General features: G+C 61.7%; 11 protein-coding genes, 1 tRNA gene and 1 pseudogene. 7 read left to right on the forward strand and 6 right to left on the reverse strand.

Annotated features, from left to right (window positions below; genetic code table 11):
* Nucleotides 1-7: 7 nt before the first annotated feature.
* Nucleotides 8-1573, reverse strand: coding sequence for a flagellar hook-length control protein FliK (locus AB7290_RS07070; protein ID WP_085399143.1), 1566 nt, complete (start codon nt 1571-1573; stop codon nt 8-10).
* 355 nt (nt 1574-1928) lie between these two features.
* Here AB7290_RS07070 and mnmA point away from each other — a divergent pair, with 355 nt between their 5' ends.
* The 4 genes from mnmA to AB7290_RS07090 all read left to right on the forward strand — a co-directional run bounded on the left by mnmA (nt 1929) and on the right by AB7290_RS07090 (nt 4606).
* Nucleotides 1929-3110, forward strand: a complete 1182-nt coding sequence (gene mnmA, locus AB7290_RS07075) for a tRNA 2-thiouridine(34) synthase MnmA (RefSeq protein ID WP_085399142.1) — start codon at nt 1929-1931, stop codon at nt 3108-3110.
* A gap of 21 nt (nt 3111-3131) precedes the next feature.
* Nucleotides 3132-3770 carry a class I SAM-dependent methyltransferase gene (locus tag AB7290_RS07080; RefSeq protein ID WP_063981205.1) on the forward strand — a complete coding sequence of 213 codons (639 nt, stop codon included), beginning with the start codon at nt 3132-3134 and terminating at the stop codon, nt 3768-3770.
* A gap of 154 nt (nt 3771-3924) precedes the next feature.
* Nucleotides 3925-4287 (forward strand): hypothetical protein, encoded by a 363-nt coding sequence (locus AB7290_RS07085; RefSeq protein WP_085399141.1) that lies wholly within the window; start codon nt 3925-3927, stop codon nt 4285-4287.
* A gap of 242 nt (nt 4288-4529) precedes the next feature.
* Nucleotides 4530-4606, forward strand: a tRNA-Met gene (locus AB7290_RS07090).
* 317 nt (nt 4607-4923) lie between these two features.
* On the opposite strand, the gene AB7290_RS07095 is transcribed toward AB7290_RS07090, so the two are convergent.
* The 3 genes from AB7290_RS07095 to AB7290_RS07105 form a co-directional block, all read right to left on the reverse strand.
* A complete protein-coding gene (locus tag AB7290_RS07095; protein WP_085399140.1) occupies nt 4924-5502 on the reverse strand; it encodes a hypothetical protein in 579 nt (192 codons plus the stop codon).
* Nucleotides 5503-5538: 36 nt separating this feature from the next.
* Nucleotides 5539-5889: a hypothetical protein gene (locus tag AB7290_RS07100; protein WP_144030629.1), complete on the reverse strand. Its 351-nt coding sequence runs from the start codon at nt 5887-5889 to the stop codon at nt 5539-5541.
* A 169-nt stretch (nt 5890-6058) separates the two neighbouring features.
* On the reverse strand, nt 6059-7072 hold the full coding sequence (locus tag AB7290_RS07105; protein ID WP_081369135.1) for a helix-turn-helix transcriptional regulator: 1014 nt from the start codon (nt 7070-7072) through the stop codon (nt 6059-6061).
* A 1107-nt stretch (nt 7073-8179) separates the two neighbouring features.
* Here AB7290_RS07105 and AB7290_RS07110 point away from each other — a divergent pair.
* Complete coding sequence (locus tag AB7290_RS07110) at nt 8180-8974, forward strand: class I SAM-dependent methyltransferase (protein WP_441253366.1); 795 nt, start codon at nt 8180-8182, stop codon at nt 8972-8974.
* Between the two features lie 251 nt (nt 8975-9225).
* Nucleotides 9226-10044 carry a BA14K family protein gene (locus AB7290_RS07115; RefSeq protein WP_161495760.1) on the forward strand — a complete coding sequence of 273 codons (819 nt, stop codon included), beginning with the start codon at nt 9226-9228 and terminating at the stop codon, nt 10042-10044.
* Between the two features lie 770 nt (nt 10045-10814).
* Here the strand turns inward: AB7290_RS07115 and AB7290_RS07120 are convergent.
* Nucleotides 10815-11792, reverse strand: coding sequence for an AraC family transcriptional regulator (locus AB7290_RS07120; protein WP_085399136.1), 978 nt, complete (start codon nt 11790-11792; stop codon nt 10815-10817).
* Nucleotides 11793-12640: 848 nt separating this feature from the next.
* Here AB7290_RS07120 and AB7290_RS07125 point away from each other — a divergent pair.
* Nucleotides 12641-13864 carry an OpgC family protein gene (locus AB7290_RS07125; RefSeq protein ID WP_085399135.1) on the forward strand — a complete coding sequence of 408 codons (1224 nt, stop codon included), beginning with the start codon at nt 12641-12643 and terminating at the stop codon, nt 13862-13864.
* 695 nt (nt 13865-14559) lie between these two features.
* On the opposite strand, the pseudogene AB7290_RS07130 reads toward AB7290_RS07125, so the two are convergent.
* Nucleotides 14560-14892: pseudogene (locus AB7290_RS07130) on the reverse strand (ATP-dependent DNA ligase); the annotation flags it as partial.
* Nucleotides 14893-15161: the final 269 nt, after the last annotated feature.

Raw genomic sequence — 15161 nt, forward strand, 5'->3', positions numbered from 1 at the left:
ATACTCCTCACACTCTGATGTCGACGCCGCTGCTCGATCCGAGCATGCGGCCGTAGCCGCGCCCGACGGGCGCCGCAGCAACGGTGTCGTCTTCGCTGATGATCAGCCGGCGGGCATTGCCGCCATTGTCGTTGTTCTGGCCGGAATTCTGGCCCGATGAATTCTGGTCGCGCAGGCTGAAGGACAGCCCGTTGCTGCCGGTCTTGAGGCCGGCATCGTCGAGCGCGCGCTGCAATTGCGGTGCGTCCTGCCGCAGCATCTGCAGCGTCTCCGGCTTCTCGACGGTGAGATGCGAGGTGACCTGGCCGTTGCGGTCGACATTGATGCGGACGTCGATGCGGCCGAGGTCGATCGGATCGAGGCTGATGTCGAAGCGCGTCTTGCCGGCCCGCGCGGCCGCCGCGATCTCGACCGGCACGCCGCTGATCGGCACGGGTGTGGAATTTGCCGCGGTCGCGGTGAGCGTCGCAGTCGATGCGGTGGCGGCCGACGTCGTATTGGTCAGCGGCGCCTGGATGGCGGAGGCGGCCTGCGCGCCGGTGTCGGTCGTGGGCACTGCGGCCTGCGTGCCCGCATGCGCGTGCGTGGTTGCCGTCACCGGCGTCGCATCGGAGCGGTCGGAGGCGCCGGCCTTCGCGTCGGTCGGGTTCGCCTCGGCCTGCGGCTTGGCGGCTTGCGCATGCGCGGTCGTCGCCGCGGTTTGCGTGGCGTTCGCCTTGCCCGCGTCCTGGCCGATATTGGAGACGTCGCTCTCGCGTTGCGCGGTCGCGACGGCCTTGAACGAAGGCTTCGGCGTGCCCTGGTCCACGGCGGTGACCAAGCCGCCATTGGTCTTGGCATCGGTCGCGGTGCCGTCGGTCGTGCCGGTGGCGGCATCGCCCAGCGTCGTCGTGGTGTCGGCATCGACCTTGGCACCCGCGGTCTTGGCGCCCTTGTCGCTCGCCGTGGCGGTGTCGGTCTTGCCGCCTGCGATCTGCGCCGCGGTCGAGGCGCTGGCGGCGATGCCGGCGGCCGCAATCGTCAGCGGCGAGGCGGCGGCGTCGCCGGCCTGGCTCGCGGCTGCGTTCGGATCGACCGGCACCACGGGCGGGGCCACCACTATGGCGTTCGGATCGGGCATAGCGACCTGCGCTGCGTCGGGCTGCACGGCGGCATCGGCGGTGGCGGCAACGGTGCCGTCGGTCTTGTCGCCCTTGGTGTTGTCGGATTTATCCGACGATTTGGCGTCGGAGGCCTCGGACTTGTCCTTGGTCGGCTTGGCCGGATCGGCCGTCGCGTCGCTCGCGGTGGGGGCCGATGTGTCGGTGTCGTCGTTCGCCTTGCTCTGCGAGGGCTGGTCGGTCGCGGCGGTATCGCGCGGGCCCTTGTCCGGGGCGGATGACGACGACTCGGTCCGCCGCGGCGCGGTGTCCTGCGACGGCGCGTTGTTGCTGATCGCCTGGGTGTTGCTGTCGACCAGCGAGCCGAAGGAGTCGTTGGTGGACGTGTCTTTGGAGCTCTGCGACCGGGCAGGCTTTTGCGGCGCGCTCTGGACTTGCACGCTGGCTGCTACGTCTGACGCCCGACCGACCACGGAAAACCTCTTGGCAACATCTTCGGCATAGGGGTAGCAAGGAGCGGGCCAGCTTCCTGAAGAGCTTCTTTATCAAGTAAAATCAAAATCTTGTGTGATTTTCGCCCTCGCCGCGAGGGGCGCCAAAGCCCCACCATTTCTGCCTCCCCGGCAAGAATTGCCCTAAGCGGCCGCCCGCGTGATTGCTTCACCGGAATGCGGCCTATATTAAAGAGCTGCTCTCAGCCGCTTTCGACCGGGCAGTCGTGCCCCCGGGGGAACCAAAGTTCCCGGGGAGCGTCGATGTCCCGCCGGAAGCCGAAATGTCCAAGTCATCGCGGATCGCGAACGCCGCCGTCACAACGCTTTAAGGCCCATGCTGAACAGTCTGGATCTCGAAGGCCGTCCTGAGGACACCAGGGTCGTCGTTGCCATGTCGGGCGGCGTCGATTCCTCGACGACGGCTGCGCTGCTCAAGGCCGAGGGCTATGACGTCGTCGGCATCACGCTGCAGCTCTACGACCATGGCGCGGCGACCCATCGCAAGGGCGCCTGCTGCGCCGGCCAGGACATCCACGACGCCCGCGACGTCGCCGCCAAGCTCGGCATCCCCCATTACGTGCTCGACTACGAGGATCGCTTTCGCGAGTCCGTCATCGACAATTTCGCCGACTCTTACGCGCTCGGCGAGACGCCGGTGCCGTGCATCGAGTGCAACCGCTCGGTCAAGTTCCGCGACCTCCTGAAGACCGCGCGCGAGCTCGGCGCGCAGGCGCTCGCCACCGGCCATTACGTCGCCTCGCGCCGCCGCGACGACGGCTCGCGCGCGCTGGTCTGCGCGGCCGACAGCGACCGCGACCAGAGCTACTTCCTGTTCGCGACCACGCAGGAGCAGCTCGACTTCCTGCGCTTCCCGCTCGGTGACATGACCAAGCCCGAGACGCGCGAGCTCGCGCGCCGCTTCGGTCTTGCGGTTGCCGACAAGCACGACAGCCAGGACATCTGCTTCGTGCCGACCGGCCGCTACACCGACATCATCACCCGCCTGCGTCCGAACGCGATGGACCCCGGCGACATCGTCGATCTCGAGGGACGCGTGCTCGGCCGGCACAACGGCATCGCCAATTTCACCGTCGGCCAGCGCCGCGGCCTCGGCATCGCCGCTCACGCGCCGCTGTTCGTGGTGCGGCTGGATGCTCCGGGCCGCCGCGTCGTCGTCGGCCCGCGCGATGCGCTGAAGATGCACCGCATCGTGCTGCGCGACGTCAACTGGATCGGCGACGGCGACATCGACCGCGCCATCGGCGCCGGCCTCGAGATGTTCGTGCGCGTCCGCTCGACCCGCAGCCCGCAGCCGGCCTGGCTGCGCGGCGGCAATGGCCATTACGAAGTCGAGCTCGTCGCCGGCGAGGAGGGCGTCTCGCCCGGCCAGGCCTGCGTGTTCTACGACGCGCCTTCGGGCCAGGCGCGCGTGCTCGGCGGCGGCTTCATCCAGAGCGCCGCCGCGAAAGTCGCAACGAGCACTGCGAGGCCGCTGGTGGAAGCGGTACGCGGCTAGAAAATTTCCGGGGCAGGGGGCATGGCAGCAGACATCTCGCGGGCCGGGGTCGAGAAGGCCTATGGCCGCTGGGCGCCGGTCTACGATCTCGTGTTCGGCAAGGTTTTTGACGCCGGACGGCAGTCGACCATCGCCGAGGCCGACCGGATCGGCGGCCGCATCCTCGACGTCGGCGTCGGCACCGGGCTTTCACTCTCCGATTATTCGCGCACCACGAAGATTTGCGGCGTCGACATCTCCGAGCCGATGCTGCGCAAGGCGCAGGCGCGCGTGCGCGCGCTGCGGCTTAGCAATGTCGAAGTGCTCTCGGTGATGGACGCGAAGAATCTCGCCTTCCCCGAAAACTTTTTCGATGCGGTGGTCGCGCAATATGTCATCACCGCCGTGCCCGATCCCGAAGGTACGCTCGACGAGTTCGTACGCGTGCTCAAGCCCGGCGGCGAGCTGATCCTGGTCAACCACATCGGCGCCGAGAGCGGCCCGCGCAAGCTGTTCGAGCTCGCCTTCGCGCCCATCGCCCGCCGCCTCGGCTGGCGCCCGGAATTCCCGTGGGACCGCCTCGTCAACTGGGCCGCCAGGCACCGCGGCGTCACGCTCGCCGAGCGCCGTCCGATGCCGCCGATGGGGCACTTCTCGCTGATCCGCTACGTCAAATCGTGAGAGCGATTTGCCGGGATCGCGCCGTCGGCCAGCACTGTTGCCGCGCAAGGCGTCTCGAAGGATCGGCCGCGAGGAAACCGCCAGCCAACTTCCCGCGCTTCAATTCGCCGTGCGTCGGCCGGAACCTCCGCATGGCCGGAGACGTTTCCCTCCCATGCGCACGACATCAAACATCATCCTGGCCAGCCTCCTGATCGCCGCCTCAGGCGCCGCGATCGCGCAGGCCCCGCCGCGACCTGCAACGCCGCCGCAAGCGACCGCGCCGCCGTCGGCCCAGCACGCCGCCAATTGCATGCCGCAGGACCGCCCGAACCGCGCCACCACGCCCGACGGCACCACCACCGGCCAGTCCCGGGAACCGCTCGGCGACAAACTGGCCAAATCCGACGGCGTGCTCTGCCCGCCCTCCGGCGTCGACCCCGACATGCACGCTCCGGCCCCCTCTACGGACGGTGCCATGCCGGTCATCCCGCCCCCCGGCAGCCCCGGCGGCGACCCGACGGTCAGGCCGAAATAGGCTGATTCTTCCTTCGCCCCTCCCGCTTGCGGGGAGAGGCCGGAGCGCATCGAAGGTGCGATCCGGGTGAGGGGGACTCCCCACGAGTCCGGTGCCGAAAAATCGCAGATTCTGGTGCCAAATTCGGCACAAACGGCCTTGTCCCGCCAAAGCTTTAGCGAAGGCGGATTGACAGCCCGCCGCCCCCTTCCTTATATGCCGCGCGTTCGCGAGATCGGCCGTTCCGCCGCTCGCGACCCTGTGGCGGGGTAGCTCAGCTGGTTAGAGCACGGGAATCATAATCCTGGGGTCGGGGGTTCGAGTCCCTCTCCCGCTACCACGATTCCATCGTAGTATCAGGCAGTTAGGCTGCGCGAGAAAACTCGCGAACGGTCTCGTAGCAAATCGGTAGCACGCATCCCCGACCCGACGGCAATCGAATCCTTGCTGAAAAGTGGTGTCTGCAACTACGACGGGCTGGACGGGCTCTCTTTCGTTCGCCTAGCGCATGAAGGATTCGCCTAATCGTTGTCGTGAGATCGAGCAGGGAACAGAAGCGCCGTGCGATGCTTTGTGGTTGTCCGGCTGCCGATTCCCAGGTTCGAGCCGTGGTGCGCCCACCAAGCTTTTCAATAGCTTAGGGGTTTGTCACGGTCGTCATTCCGACAGACGGGTCATGGCTATTCCGACAAACCGGCTGTCTTTGTACTTTTCTTCACGCCGTTTCTTCGTGCCGGAAATTAGCTGTTTCCGTGTGCGCTTTGCATAGGTCGGCAACTGCCGCGATGAGCGATGGCGGCCCGCGGCCCTGAGCTCAGCGTCCGTCAGATCGCTGTCAACGCCCTCGGTGAACCCGCCGTGGCGGAATGATGTAAAGGACAGTTCTTCCCGAAGATCGGCAGCGTGAACGATCTTTTTCACGACCCCGCGCAGGTAGCGAAGATCCTGCTTGGCTGTGATCCATGGCAGCGGGGTAGGTGACCTCCGGTGCGAATGGTCGCGTCGAAAGACCAGGCCGGACACGGTCGTCTGCTTGATTTCATTCAGCTCGGCCATCAGCTCCGGGAACAAGGTCGAGCCGGTCTCATCGAAAAGCGGCCACCAGGCTTCCTCGTCATTCTTTGGATGGACGATGCGCACGCTGTTCGGACGCTCTTTCGGTCGATAGTGGCTGATCTCGAGAGCACCAAAGACGTGCTCTTCTCTCCGGAGCCACTTGCGCCTGCCGTCTGCCACGTCGTGCTGATGCGGAGCGCGATAAAAGAGCCTGTGTCAATCGGTCAGGTTGAGCGTCTTATCGGCGCAGACGTTGATGCCGGAGGCATCCGTCGACTGGCCGTCGTCGAACGTCCCGCGCAGATCGAAGCGGCAATCGCTGGCCTGTGGCAGTTTAGCCGACGCTTGCTTGCCGGATTTCAGCGGGCCGAGTACTTCCTTCCAGTCTGGCGACCCGGACTTGGCCGCCTCCAGCTGGACTAGATCCGCTTTGCGCGAGTTCGTCACGGTGACCGTGACCGTGACCGCGCCCGCCTGTTTCGCCTTGGGCTTCGGCGCGGCCTGCGCAGCGGTAAGGCCGAACAGAGTTGCTCCCACGAGCGCTGCACCAAGTGTCCGAGTGTTCATCGGATTGTCTCCGTTTGGCCCCCAGCAGCGACGGTCTCATTCTTCAACGCGATGCGGTCCCGGTTATGGCCAGTTCGCGTATTCCATAGATCAAGGTGAAGGAACTCTTTCAGCCCTGTAGCCCGGTGCGCGCTGCCTGCCGTCCCGCGAGGTCGAACTGTCCGCGTTTTCAGCGGCCTTCGCCCGCGCATTGTGAGGAGGCGCAGGATGACTTCTGCCGCACCATCGATGCGGCGCGCACGCCTGATGGCGTCTCGCCGAAGTGTCGGCGGAACGAGCGATTGAAATGAGAAACATCACCAAAGCCGACTGCAAACGCGATATCGATGATGGCCAAATGCAGATGGTGCGGGTCAGTCAACATCGCGAAGGCACGCTCAAGCCGACACGCTGCAAGGTGCTCGGTGAACGACTTTCCGGTCTCTTCGAGCAACTTTTGCACGTATCGCCGCGACATACCGAGCGCTCCAGCAACATTGTTCAGATCGACATTGGGATCGCCGAAGCGTTGCGCGACCTCCGCCAGGATCGCCTGCAGCTTGGCGGCCTTCACACCACGCTCCGTAACGAGGTTTGCAGCTTCGACGGTCGGCCCGAGCGTCGCGGCCACAAGATCGAGGAGATGTGTGCCGACGGTGGAGGCGAGTTTTGATGACGGAGGTTCTTTGAAGGATGCGAGCGATTGCAGGTAGAGGTGGAGCAGGCGAAGCGCCGGTCCAGGACGCACCGGCCGACCTGATAGATCTTCCGGCTGTGCAACCAGCGACCTAAGGGCGGCAGCCGGCACGGTCACGAATTTGACGCTGGCGCCACGCGACCCAAATACTCGCAGCAGCCTTCCCCGGTCAACCAAACAAGCGGCGCCGGCATCATAGACATGTTCTTGGCCAGCATTTGCAAATTGGACCGGGCCAGCTTCGACGATGTTAAGTCCGAATTGGTCACGGCTATCCTTGAGGTGGCGTTTGTGACGGATAAACTCCACCGGCGTGGTGACAATGCTACAAACGCCAACCGGGCCGAGCGGCAAGTAGGTGACATTGATACGCGGGCGGCCGCCGCTGTGATCTATCACGTCCAAGGCGAGGTTCAGCCGCGTAAACTCTTCACGGAACGTGGAGAACCTTGTTCGCTCCGGCAGCATCTCAGTCGACCATCGCACAAGGGGAGATGACGTTGGCATGCCGGCCTCCCGTTTCAGTGCCCAACCACGCAAGAACGACTGAGCGCCCGAACGAAATCTGTAAATTCCTCGAATGACGCCAAGACTGAGACAATATCGGACCGCAGCTTCGCTGCAGGTGTGAGGTGGATTACAAATGGAGGTAGGGACCTCAAGAAAATGATGAGGAATTTCCCGTCAGGCTTTCGATGCCGACACGGTTCGCATCGAGGTTGCTATGATGCGCGAAATGCCGCAAGGGCACGAAGAATTTGCGTGAGCAACGTTCAGGATGCGCATGTGTGATCCACAGCCGATACGACTGGCGTCACTCCTCAAAAGGTGAAGAAAGCGTCGTGCCTAAAGGCCGCCAACCGAGACGGCTTGCTTCTTTAGCAAGCCCACATCATCCGCGAGCTGCGGGCGGCCGGAAAAGCCAGTCTACGTTCCATTGCAGAGGAGCGGAACGAAGCCGGCAACTCGGTTGCGCGCGCGGAAGACTCAGTTTGCTCGGTTCAGCGGTTGCGAGTGTCTTGACCATCGCAAGATCGAATGGGGTTGGGATAGAAGCAGCGATGCGGGCCCGAATGGGATCGCCCAAAAATGTCACTGCAATCGTGATCATCACTACAGATACTAGGACTACGAGCACATCAGTCATGATGGCCTCGAAAAGTGCTTCGTCATGATTTGAACCCCTCACAACCAATGACGCGCGCGTGCGCAGCTATAATCAATTTGGCATGTAGCAGCGATCCAGACCCAATTTAGCGGATGCGTCAAAACTGATGTCCTCGCAGGACGCGATAGCTTCCACGTCGTGCATCGCACGGACACGACAGGATGGTCGAGGGTCCTATGGAGGGCGACGAAAAGCGCGGGGACCGTGCGGCCGAACCTATCGAGATTATCTGGCGCGAGAAAATCCGTGGTTGCAGTTGCAGAGGACATGCATCTGTTTCGGACGCGCGCTCATCATCGCGCTAGGCGGTCTACCTTGAACTGAGACATTGTGCCGCAACCGATTTGTAAACTGTGGTTGAGGTTCGTCTTGCGTGCCAATGTTCTCATCACGCCGGGCTCAAGCGACTGAGCTGATTATTCCATCGAGATCGAGGAGTAAATTTCATGGCGCAAATTCTTGCTCATAACCTCAAACCCGCCGCGACTTGGGGTTCCGGCGGCGCGTCCTACGATACCGTGAGCCAAAGTATAGCAGACGCCATTGATCACGTCGTGAATCGAATCTGGCCGCAACCGGGAGAGCGCATCCTTGACGTTGCGACAGGCACGGGCTGGACTGCGCGGCGGTTATCTAATCGAGGCGCAAAGGTGACTGGTATCGATATTGGTGAAGGCGTTATCGAGGCGGCGAAACTGATTGCACCGGAGATCGACTTCAAGGTCGGCGATGCCGAAGCGCTGGAATTTCCGGATCAAAGCTTTGACTGTGTGACTTCGACGTTCGGTGTCATGTTTGTCTCGCGCCCCGAGGCTGCAGCTGCCGAGTTGGCACGTGTCACGCGCAAGGGCGGGCGACTGGGGTTGGTCACTTGGCTGCCTGGCAGCGCGGTTGAAGAAATATTCCAGACAATGCGGCCATACATGCCGCCACCGCCTGACAATCCTCCTCCTTCGCCATTCGCGTGGGGCCGGGAAGGCCGCGTTCGGGAATTGCTTGACGATACATTCGATCTGGCCTTTGAACCTGGCACCACGGTACTCCGCATGCCGAGCGGCCAAACGGTATGGGACATATTTGTGACTGGCTATGGTCCAACAAAAACGCTGGCTGCGTCGCTCGACCCTGAAAGGCGCACGGCACTTCAGCGAGACTTCATCGCGATGCATGAGAAGCACCGCTCGCCGGTCGGGTTAGCCATGCCGCGCGACTATCTCTGTACGATTGGAACTCGAAAATAACGCACCCGGCACTGCGTGCCCATCAGCCATCCTGGGAAACGCATCCGCAGTGGACCAAGCGTCCCATCATCGACCTCGACGCGAGCGCGTCAACGCGGGGGCCTCCGTTGTGTCCGGCACGTTGTCCACCGCAATCGGTAGCGGCTTGCCTCTCCCGCTCGGGGCGGCGCATCGCCGCGCAACCGGAGCTATCACCGAGGAGTAACACCAAACTTGAGGCGCACAACGGGTGGGGTTAGGCTTCCGGCGAAGTGAAGAAGCAATGGCCTGATAACCCGGCGGTGGTTTACATGCGCCATACGATTAAGACCGCACCAAACGTCGTCATCCTCGAGGCGTCACACGCGCGGCGGGGATTTGCAATTTCCTGGATCGCCCGAACCCTCGTCGCGGCGGCACTCATCGGGTTCTGTCTCAACGCCGACGTCGTCGCCTATGTGGCACGATACGCCACTCAGCAGGAGTTATCTAAGCTCATCACGATCGTCCCGCCGGTCATGGCGCAACAGACGCCATTCTCGAAGGGCGACGAGGCGGCGCAGCTCAAGCAGGCGGTCGACAGCGCGACAGCGGAACTGCGGCAGTCTCTGCAGCAAGAGCACGCCAGGGCTGAGGCGCTCGAAAAAGAACTTGTGAAGGCATGGCGGTACGTCGGGAAACTGCTGTCGGTGCCCAACGGCGAGGCGCACCAGTTCAGCCAAGCGGTCGACAGCGCGACGGCGGTACTGTGGCAGTCTCTGCAGCAGGAGCACGACAGGGCCGAAGCGCTTGCAACCGAACTGGCGGACGCGCGGCGCTCCATGGAACAGAAACCTGCCGTTGTGGAAGAGAGGCCCGGTGTCTCCTTGCCTGCCTGGGCAAACAGCTACGCCGCCTTCGTGAACCCCGCCCAGACCGCAGGTCAACCGGACGTGGCCACGGAGAACAGCAAATCGGCAATTAGACCAGGCGAATCAGCTCGCGTTGAACACAAACCGCGCGGGGGCTACGGCTGCCAGCACTTTCAGACCTACGATCCGGCTTCCGGGACTTACATCGGCTATGACGGACGGCGGCGTTCCTGCCCATAAGTGCGGGGCGGTGTTTCGGCAACAAGTCTAGCTGACCTGCCGCTATGGCAGCGAGATGCAGCCGCCCTCACTCGTCTGCTGCGGCTTCCTGACGACGTCACCGAACGTGTCGTCTTGTCGATCCATGCGAAGGCCTGATCCTGACCACCGATGAGGAACGCGATGTCTGGATGCGCGCGCCGTGGGATGAGGCCAAGGCGTTGCAGCGGCCATTGCCGGACAACACGCTTAAGATCGTGATGCGGGGTGAGGATAAGGAAAATCGCGCTGCCGCATAAGCCCCAGCATTCGCTAAGAAAAAAGGCGAATTAACCTTTCCTTAACCATAACCGTTCAGCCTCCTCTCGGGGCAGCTCGATGGAGTAACGGGCTATGTCCGACCGAGCAGCAAAGCCTGATGGGAATTTGCTTTCTGCGTTCGCGTTGATGATTGGTGGCACATTAGGTATCAGCCTGCCGATAACGCTGGTGATCATTTGGATTTGTGCCTAGCGGCCTTCCGATATTGCGCCGCCGCCTTGTTGTCGCTCGTGGCGTGTACGAGCGCAGCTTTCACTGTTGACCTAATCGGCCAAGCCAGCATCATCGACGGCGACACTCTTGAAATCCACGGAGCGCGCATCCGGCTCTGGGGCATTGACGCGCCCGAGAGCAGCCAGCTTTGCCGGGGCGAGGACAGCCTGCAGTATCGTGCGGCGCAAAAGCTGCGAACGAATTGGCGGCCTTCATTGGTGACCGTCACGCGCACGCGCCAATCTGGGGCAGATGGATCAGCTGGGATCCCTTCGGGCGCAACGAACGCCACGCGGCGAATCGCCGAAGCGAGCTCGGAACAAGCGATTGAAATGCGAAACATCCGAGAAGCCGACCTCTAGGGCGATATCGGAAATCAGCCGCGCGCTGGCGCTGGGCTCGGTCAGCAGTTTGAGCGCTCGTTGGAGGCGTAACTCATTCACGTGCCCGGTGAACGATGATCCTGATGATGCCATCAGGCGCTGCAGATAGCGAGGTGAGATGCCTTGGCAACGAGCTACCATCTCGACGCTGAGCCCTGGTTCTTGAAAGTGTGTCTCGATGTAATCGAGGGCGGCGTCGTGGCGCGCAGTCACGACAGCGCTCGCACTGCTCTCGCCCAAGGGAGCGCACTCGCCGATTGCGAGCGCCAGGAGATCGTGGATGTGAGCCACGACCGCATCTCGCAGCATCGGGGTGGCCAGAACGCTCTCAGTAAATGCCGACTTGAGATAAGCCATGAGAAGTCGGAGCGCTTCACTTCGGTGAGAAATCGGCCGCATGGCGCGGCTTTCGACGTTCGTCACGCGCTGTGCAAGCGCGTCGCGCGGTACGGCAAGACCGAATAGCAATCCGTCGACATAGGTGACGGTGACCGGTTCGGAATGCAGAATTGCGATGGCGTCGCTGGCGTGAAGCTCGATTTCTTGACAGCGCTGCGATAGTTGACTTTTGCCGGGAGAACAGAGGATGACTCCGATCGAGTCATCACCATCAGCGATGCTCGCCTGCAAGCGCTTGAAACGCATAGGGGAGCCTTTGAGCGCGAGCCTGCGCAAACCTCGGATCGCTTGCAGCGTTGCGTAGGCCTGAAACGGTGCGTTCGATAGCGGCTCAATATCAGCGTGGACTATGCCTCGCCCAAAGTCCTCGCACCATAGCGGGATTCGCATCCGCTCCGGAAACTCCCGAGTCGAGAAACGATGTGATACAAATTCGGCTGCGTCCATAGACATGGGGACCTCCAGCCTTGTTGGACATCGGGATCAAATGCGACAAACTCACCGGTATCTGCATTTTGCAGTTGGCGCACCGAACTTGTTTGATCTGTGCGCAAGAGTCCAAGAAGCTACGCCATTGGCCTGCTAGTCTCGCTCAGCTAAGTTCAATGCTGATGTGAACTCGTTCACTTAGCGGCCGGAAATTAGGTTTATAGTGATTGCGAAGGCCGTGGCGTCAAAAAATCTCCTTTAAGAGGAGGCGGTCGTGATGGCTCTATTTCTGATTGCCGTTATCGGATCTAGTTTAGATATCCTTGGCGGGGTGAACCCGTAAGCTCCGCTTCTATGATTCTCGCGATTGATCGAACTCAACGATCCGCGGACAGACTGTCCTGCAGCACTAGACGTTCTCTGATACCGATTTTGTGTCGCGCCTCGTCGGCCACATCGTCGTCATCCGAGTTCGTCGGACACAAACTACTCCGGCGCCGTTGATATTTACCGCCGGTTGAAATGGTCGAAATCTATCGTCAATGGTGATGATCAAGCGAGGGTTCGATCATGTCCACCCTAGTCGAGATGTTTTACCGTGAGTATTGCCGTGCCCGCCTCGCCGAAATGCGGAAGCAGCTTCTGATACCGGTTGCCAGCGACGACATATTGCAAACGTTTTGGGAGGACGGCGAAGCTTCCGGCCCAGGCAATCAAAGCGCCGGTTGGCGAACGAAAGAGCCTCCAACCATCAGGTAGCTCAGGCTCGTAACCGCATCGTTTGGTCGGATACCCCGCTCGGCAACACCCCCAGCCCGGAGCAGCGGAGCCTCTCATCGACCGATGTGCGAGCACGCCGGCAGGTCAAACAGATGCACGATCGAACTCACACCTCGAAGCGATTGATCGGCGAAACTCCGCCGGAGTTCCGGGGGGCTGGCCGCGACCTGCGCATCGATGTCTGTCGAGGGATCGCGCTATGGTGGATCTTTCTTGATCATGTTCCCAACAACATCGGAAGCTGGCTGACACCGCGCAACTACGGCTTCTGCGATGCCGCCGAAATATTCATGTTCATTTCGGGCGTGACCTGCGCGCTGGCCTACGGCAGGGCACGTCAGCGCGAGGGCTGGAGCGGCATGATTGGTCGTTCGCTGCGGCGGGGATGGGACATCTATGCCGCGTTTCTGCTGCTCACGCTCGCTTGCACCGTCCTCGTCTACCTCGCGGGCAACGATCGGCTTGCCGACGAGAGCAATACGCGGATTCTGCTCGATCATCCGGGCGCGACGCTTGCGCATGCCGCAATCCTGCAATATCGCCCTGTCAACACCGACGTCTTGCCGACTTTCGTCATCTTTCACGTGTTGTTCGCGCCGCTGTTGTGGCTGCTGCTGCGTGCACCAAACGTTACGCTTGGTGTTTCGCTGTTGCTTTATGCGCTCGTGCACATCTTCGGCTGGAGCGTTCCAGCCTGGCCCAGCGGCGCCTGGTTCTTCAACCCGTTGGCTTGGCAGCTTTTGATCGTGCTGGGCGCCTGGTGCGTCATCGGAGGGGAGAGGGTCTGGCCCTGGGTGACGTCGCGCACGACGCTTACTCTTGCTGTTGTCTATCTGGTTTTTGGCCTGGTCCTGACGCTGAGTTGCAGCGGCAAACCGCTGGTCCCGCAAAATTTGACGAACCTGCTCTTCCCGCTAGATAAATCGAATCTCAGTCCGTTCCGGCTGCTGCATTTCTTGGCTATTGCAACTGTGGTGCTATGGTTCATTCCTCGGGATTGGCGAGGGCTAGCGACACCAGTCATGCGCTGCGCTAGGTGCTGTGGCGAGAATTCGCTGCCAATCTACTGTCTCGGCGTCCTCCTGGCGCTGGCCAGCCACCGGACGCTGCTTGACATTTCGGACCGGCCTGCGATGCAGATCGTGCTCAGTCTTGCTGGAATCCTGGCGATGATCGTCGTCGCGATGCTGCTGAACCGGATCAGCGTCAGACGCGGTCATTACCCCGGGTGGACGCAATCGACCGAGAAGATCGGGTCCGTATTCTCTAGCTGGCAGGTTGCGGATGGAGCGCGCAGGGAAGCTCTTGGCCCTTAGCTGACGTAACCGCCCGGCTACCATGACCGCCTGAAGGCGATCCGCGCACTCTACGCAGCGTGGACGCACGAGGAGGCGACCGTCTGGCGGATGTAGAGATCTACTGGATCACCCGATAGGCGCGCGCGGTCCTCTTCCTGAACGGCCCCGGCTTGCCGTGGTTCAGCGCCCGCAGCATTCCGACGCGTGCCTATTTCCTCCCTGATGGCATTCATCTGACGGCCGCGGGATATGCGCTGGTCGAGGCGGTTCGTAAGCGGCTTGAGATCGCCTAGCTGGCGCTTCCCATAGGTACTGTCCGTATTTAGGCGTCAGCATTCCAAGCTGAAACGTGGAGTGTCCTACTTCGCGCCCACAATGCACTCAGTCGACACGATGATCGCCGCAGACCGCTGAGTCAGATACGGCTTCGGGATGTTCAATTGTTTAGCCGCAACATCGCATTGTTCTTGCGTGTCGAACTTGAAGGTTGTGACCGTAGAGTGAACTCCGTTGGTCGGGGGGACTCCCACCAAAGCCGTGATGAAAACCAAGGTCCACATGCGGGGCTCCTCCTATAAAATAAATTGGCGGCCTATTTCACGTCATTCAATCAATTAGGACATCGGGTGGTTAAATACGGACAGCACGCGAAAACCTGGTGACTGCCCAATCCGACATTCGTATCAAAACTCCCTGGACTTAGCCGGGTGGGTTCAATTCTTCACGTTGATCCATTCCTTCGTGCGGCCCGCGATGTAGCGGCGATCGCGACGTTTCGAGACCAATCCCTCAAGGCCCATGCCACAGGCTGCCTTGAATAGGTCCGGCCCAATTCGCCCGCCCTCAAACGGTGCGACAAAGATGCCATCCGGACGGCCACGTAACAAGCGGGTTAGGTTGGTCTTGCGCATCGTCAACGGCAGCTGGCGCAGATCCTCGCCGCCGAGCGCCAGATTGTCGAATGCATAGAGCTGAACCTCGTCATCGTGCCGGCGGGAGTGCAGGGCGTTGAAGTCTGAGACGCCGTCCACGCCAAGCACCACGGCCCAGACCGGCTTCCGGCCGTGGAGTTCCCGGTATCTGGCACAATCGACCGGAGCCCTGCCTGTAAGCTCACCCTTGAGTGGGCCGCAGCGGAACTGCCAGAAGGGCGCCCTGATCAGCAGATCTAACCCTTTTTGAACGGCAGAACTTTGCCGGACTTTACTGGCGATGAAGGAGGTTCTGGCTCAGGCGCTTCGGGGTCGAGGCCGTAGAGGTCTTCCACGGTGACTTCAATTTTCCTCAATCGCTTGCCGCTTTCGTTGTAGGCGAG

Origin of the sequence: Bradyrhizobium sp. 613_E4_N2_2 (assembly GCF_052075995.1) — a bacterium.
In the GTDB taxonomy this organism is placed as follows: domain Bacteria; phylum Pseudomonadota; class Alphaproteobacteria; order Rhizobiales; family Xanthobacteraceae; genus Bradyrhizobium; species Bradyrhizobium barranii.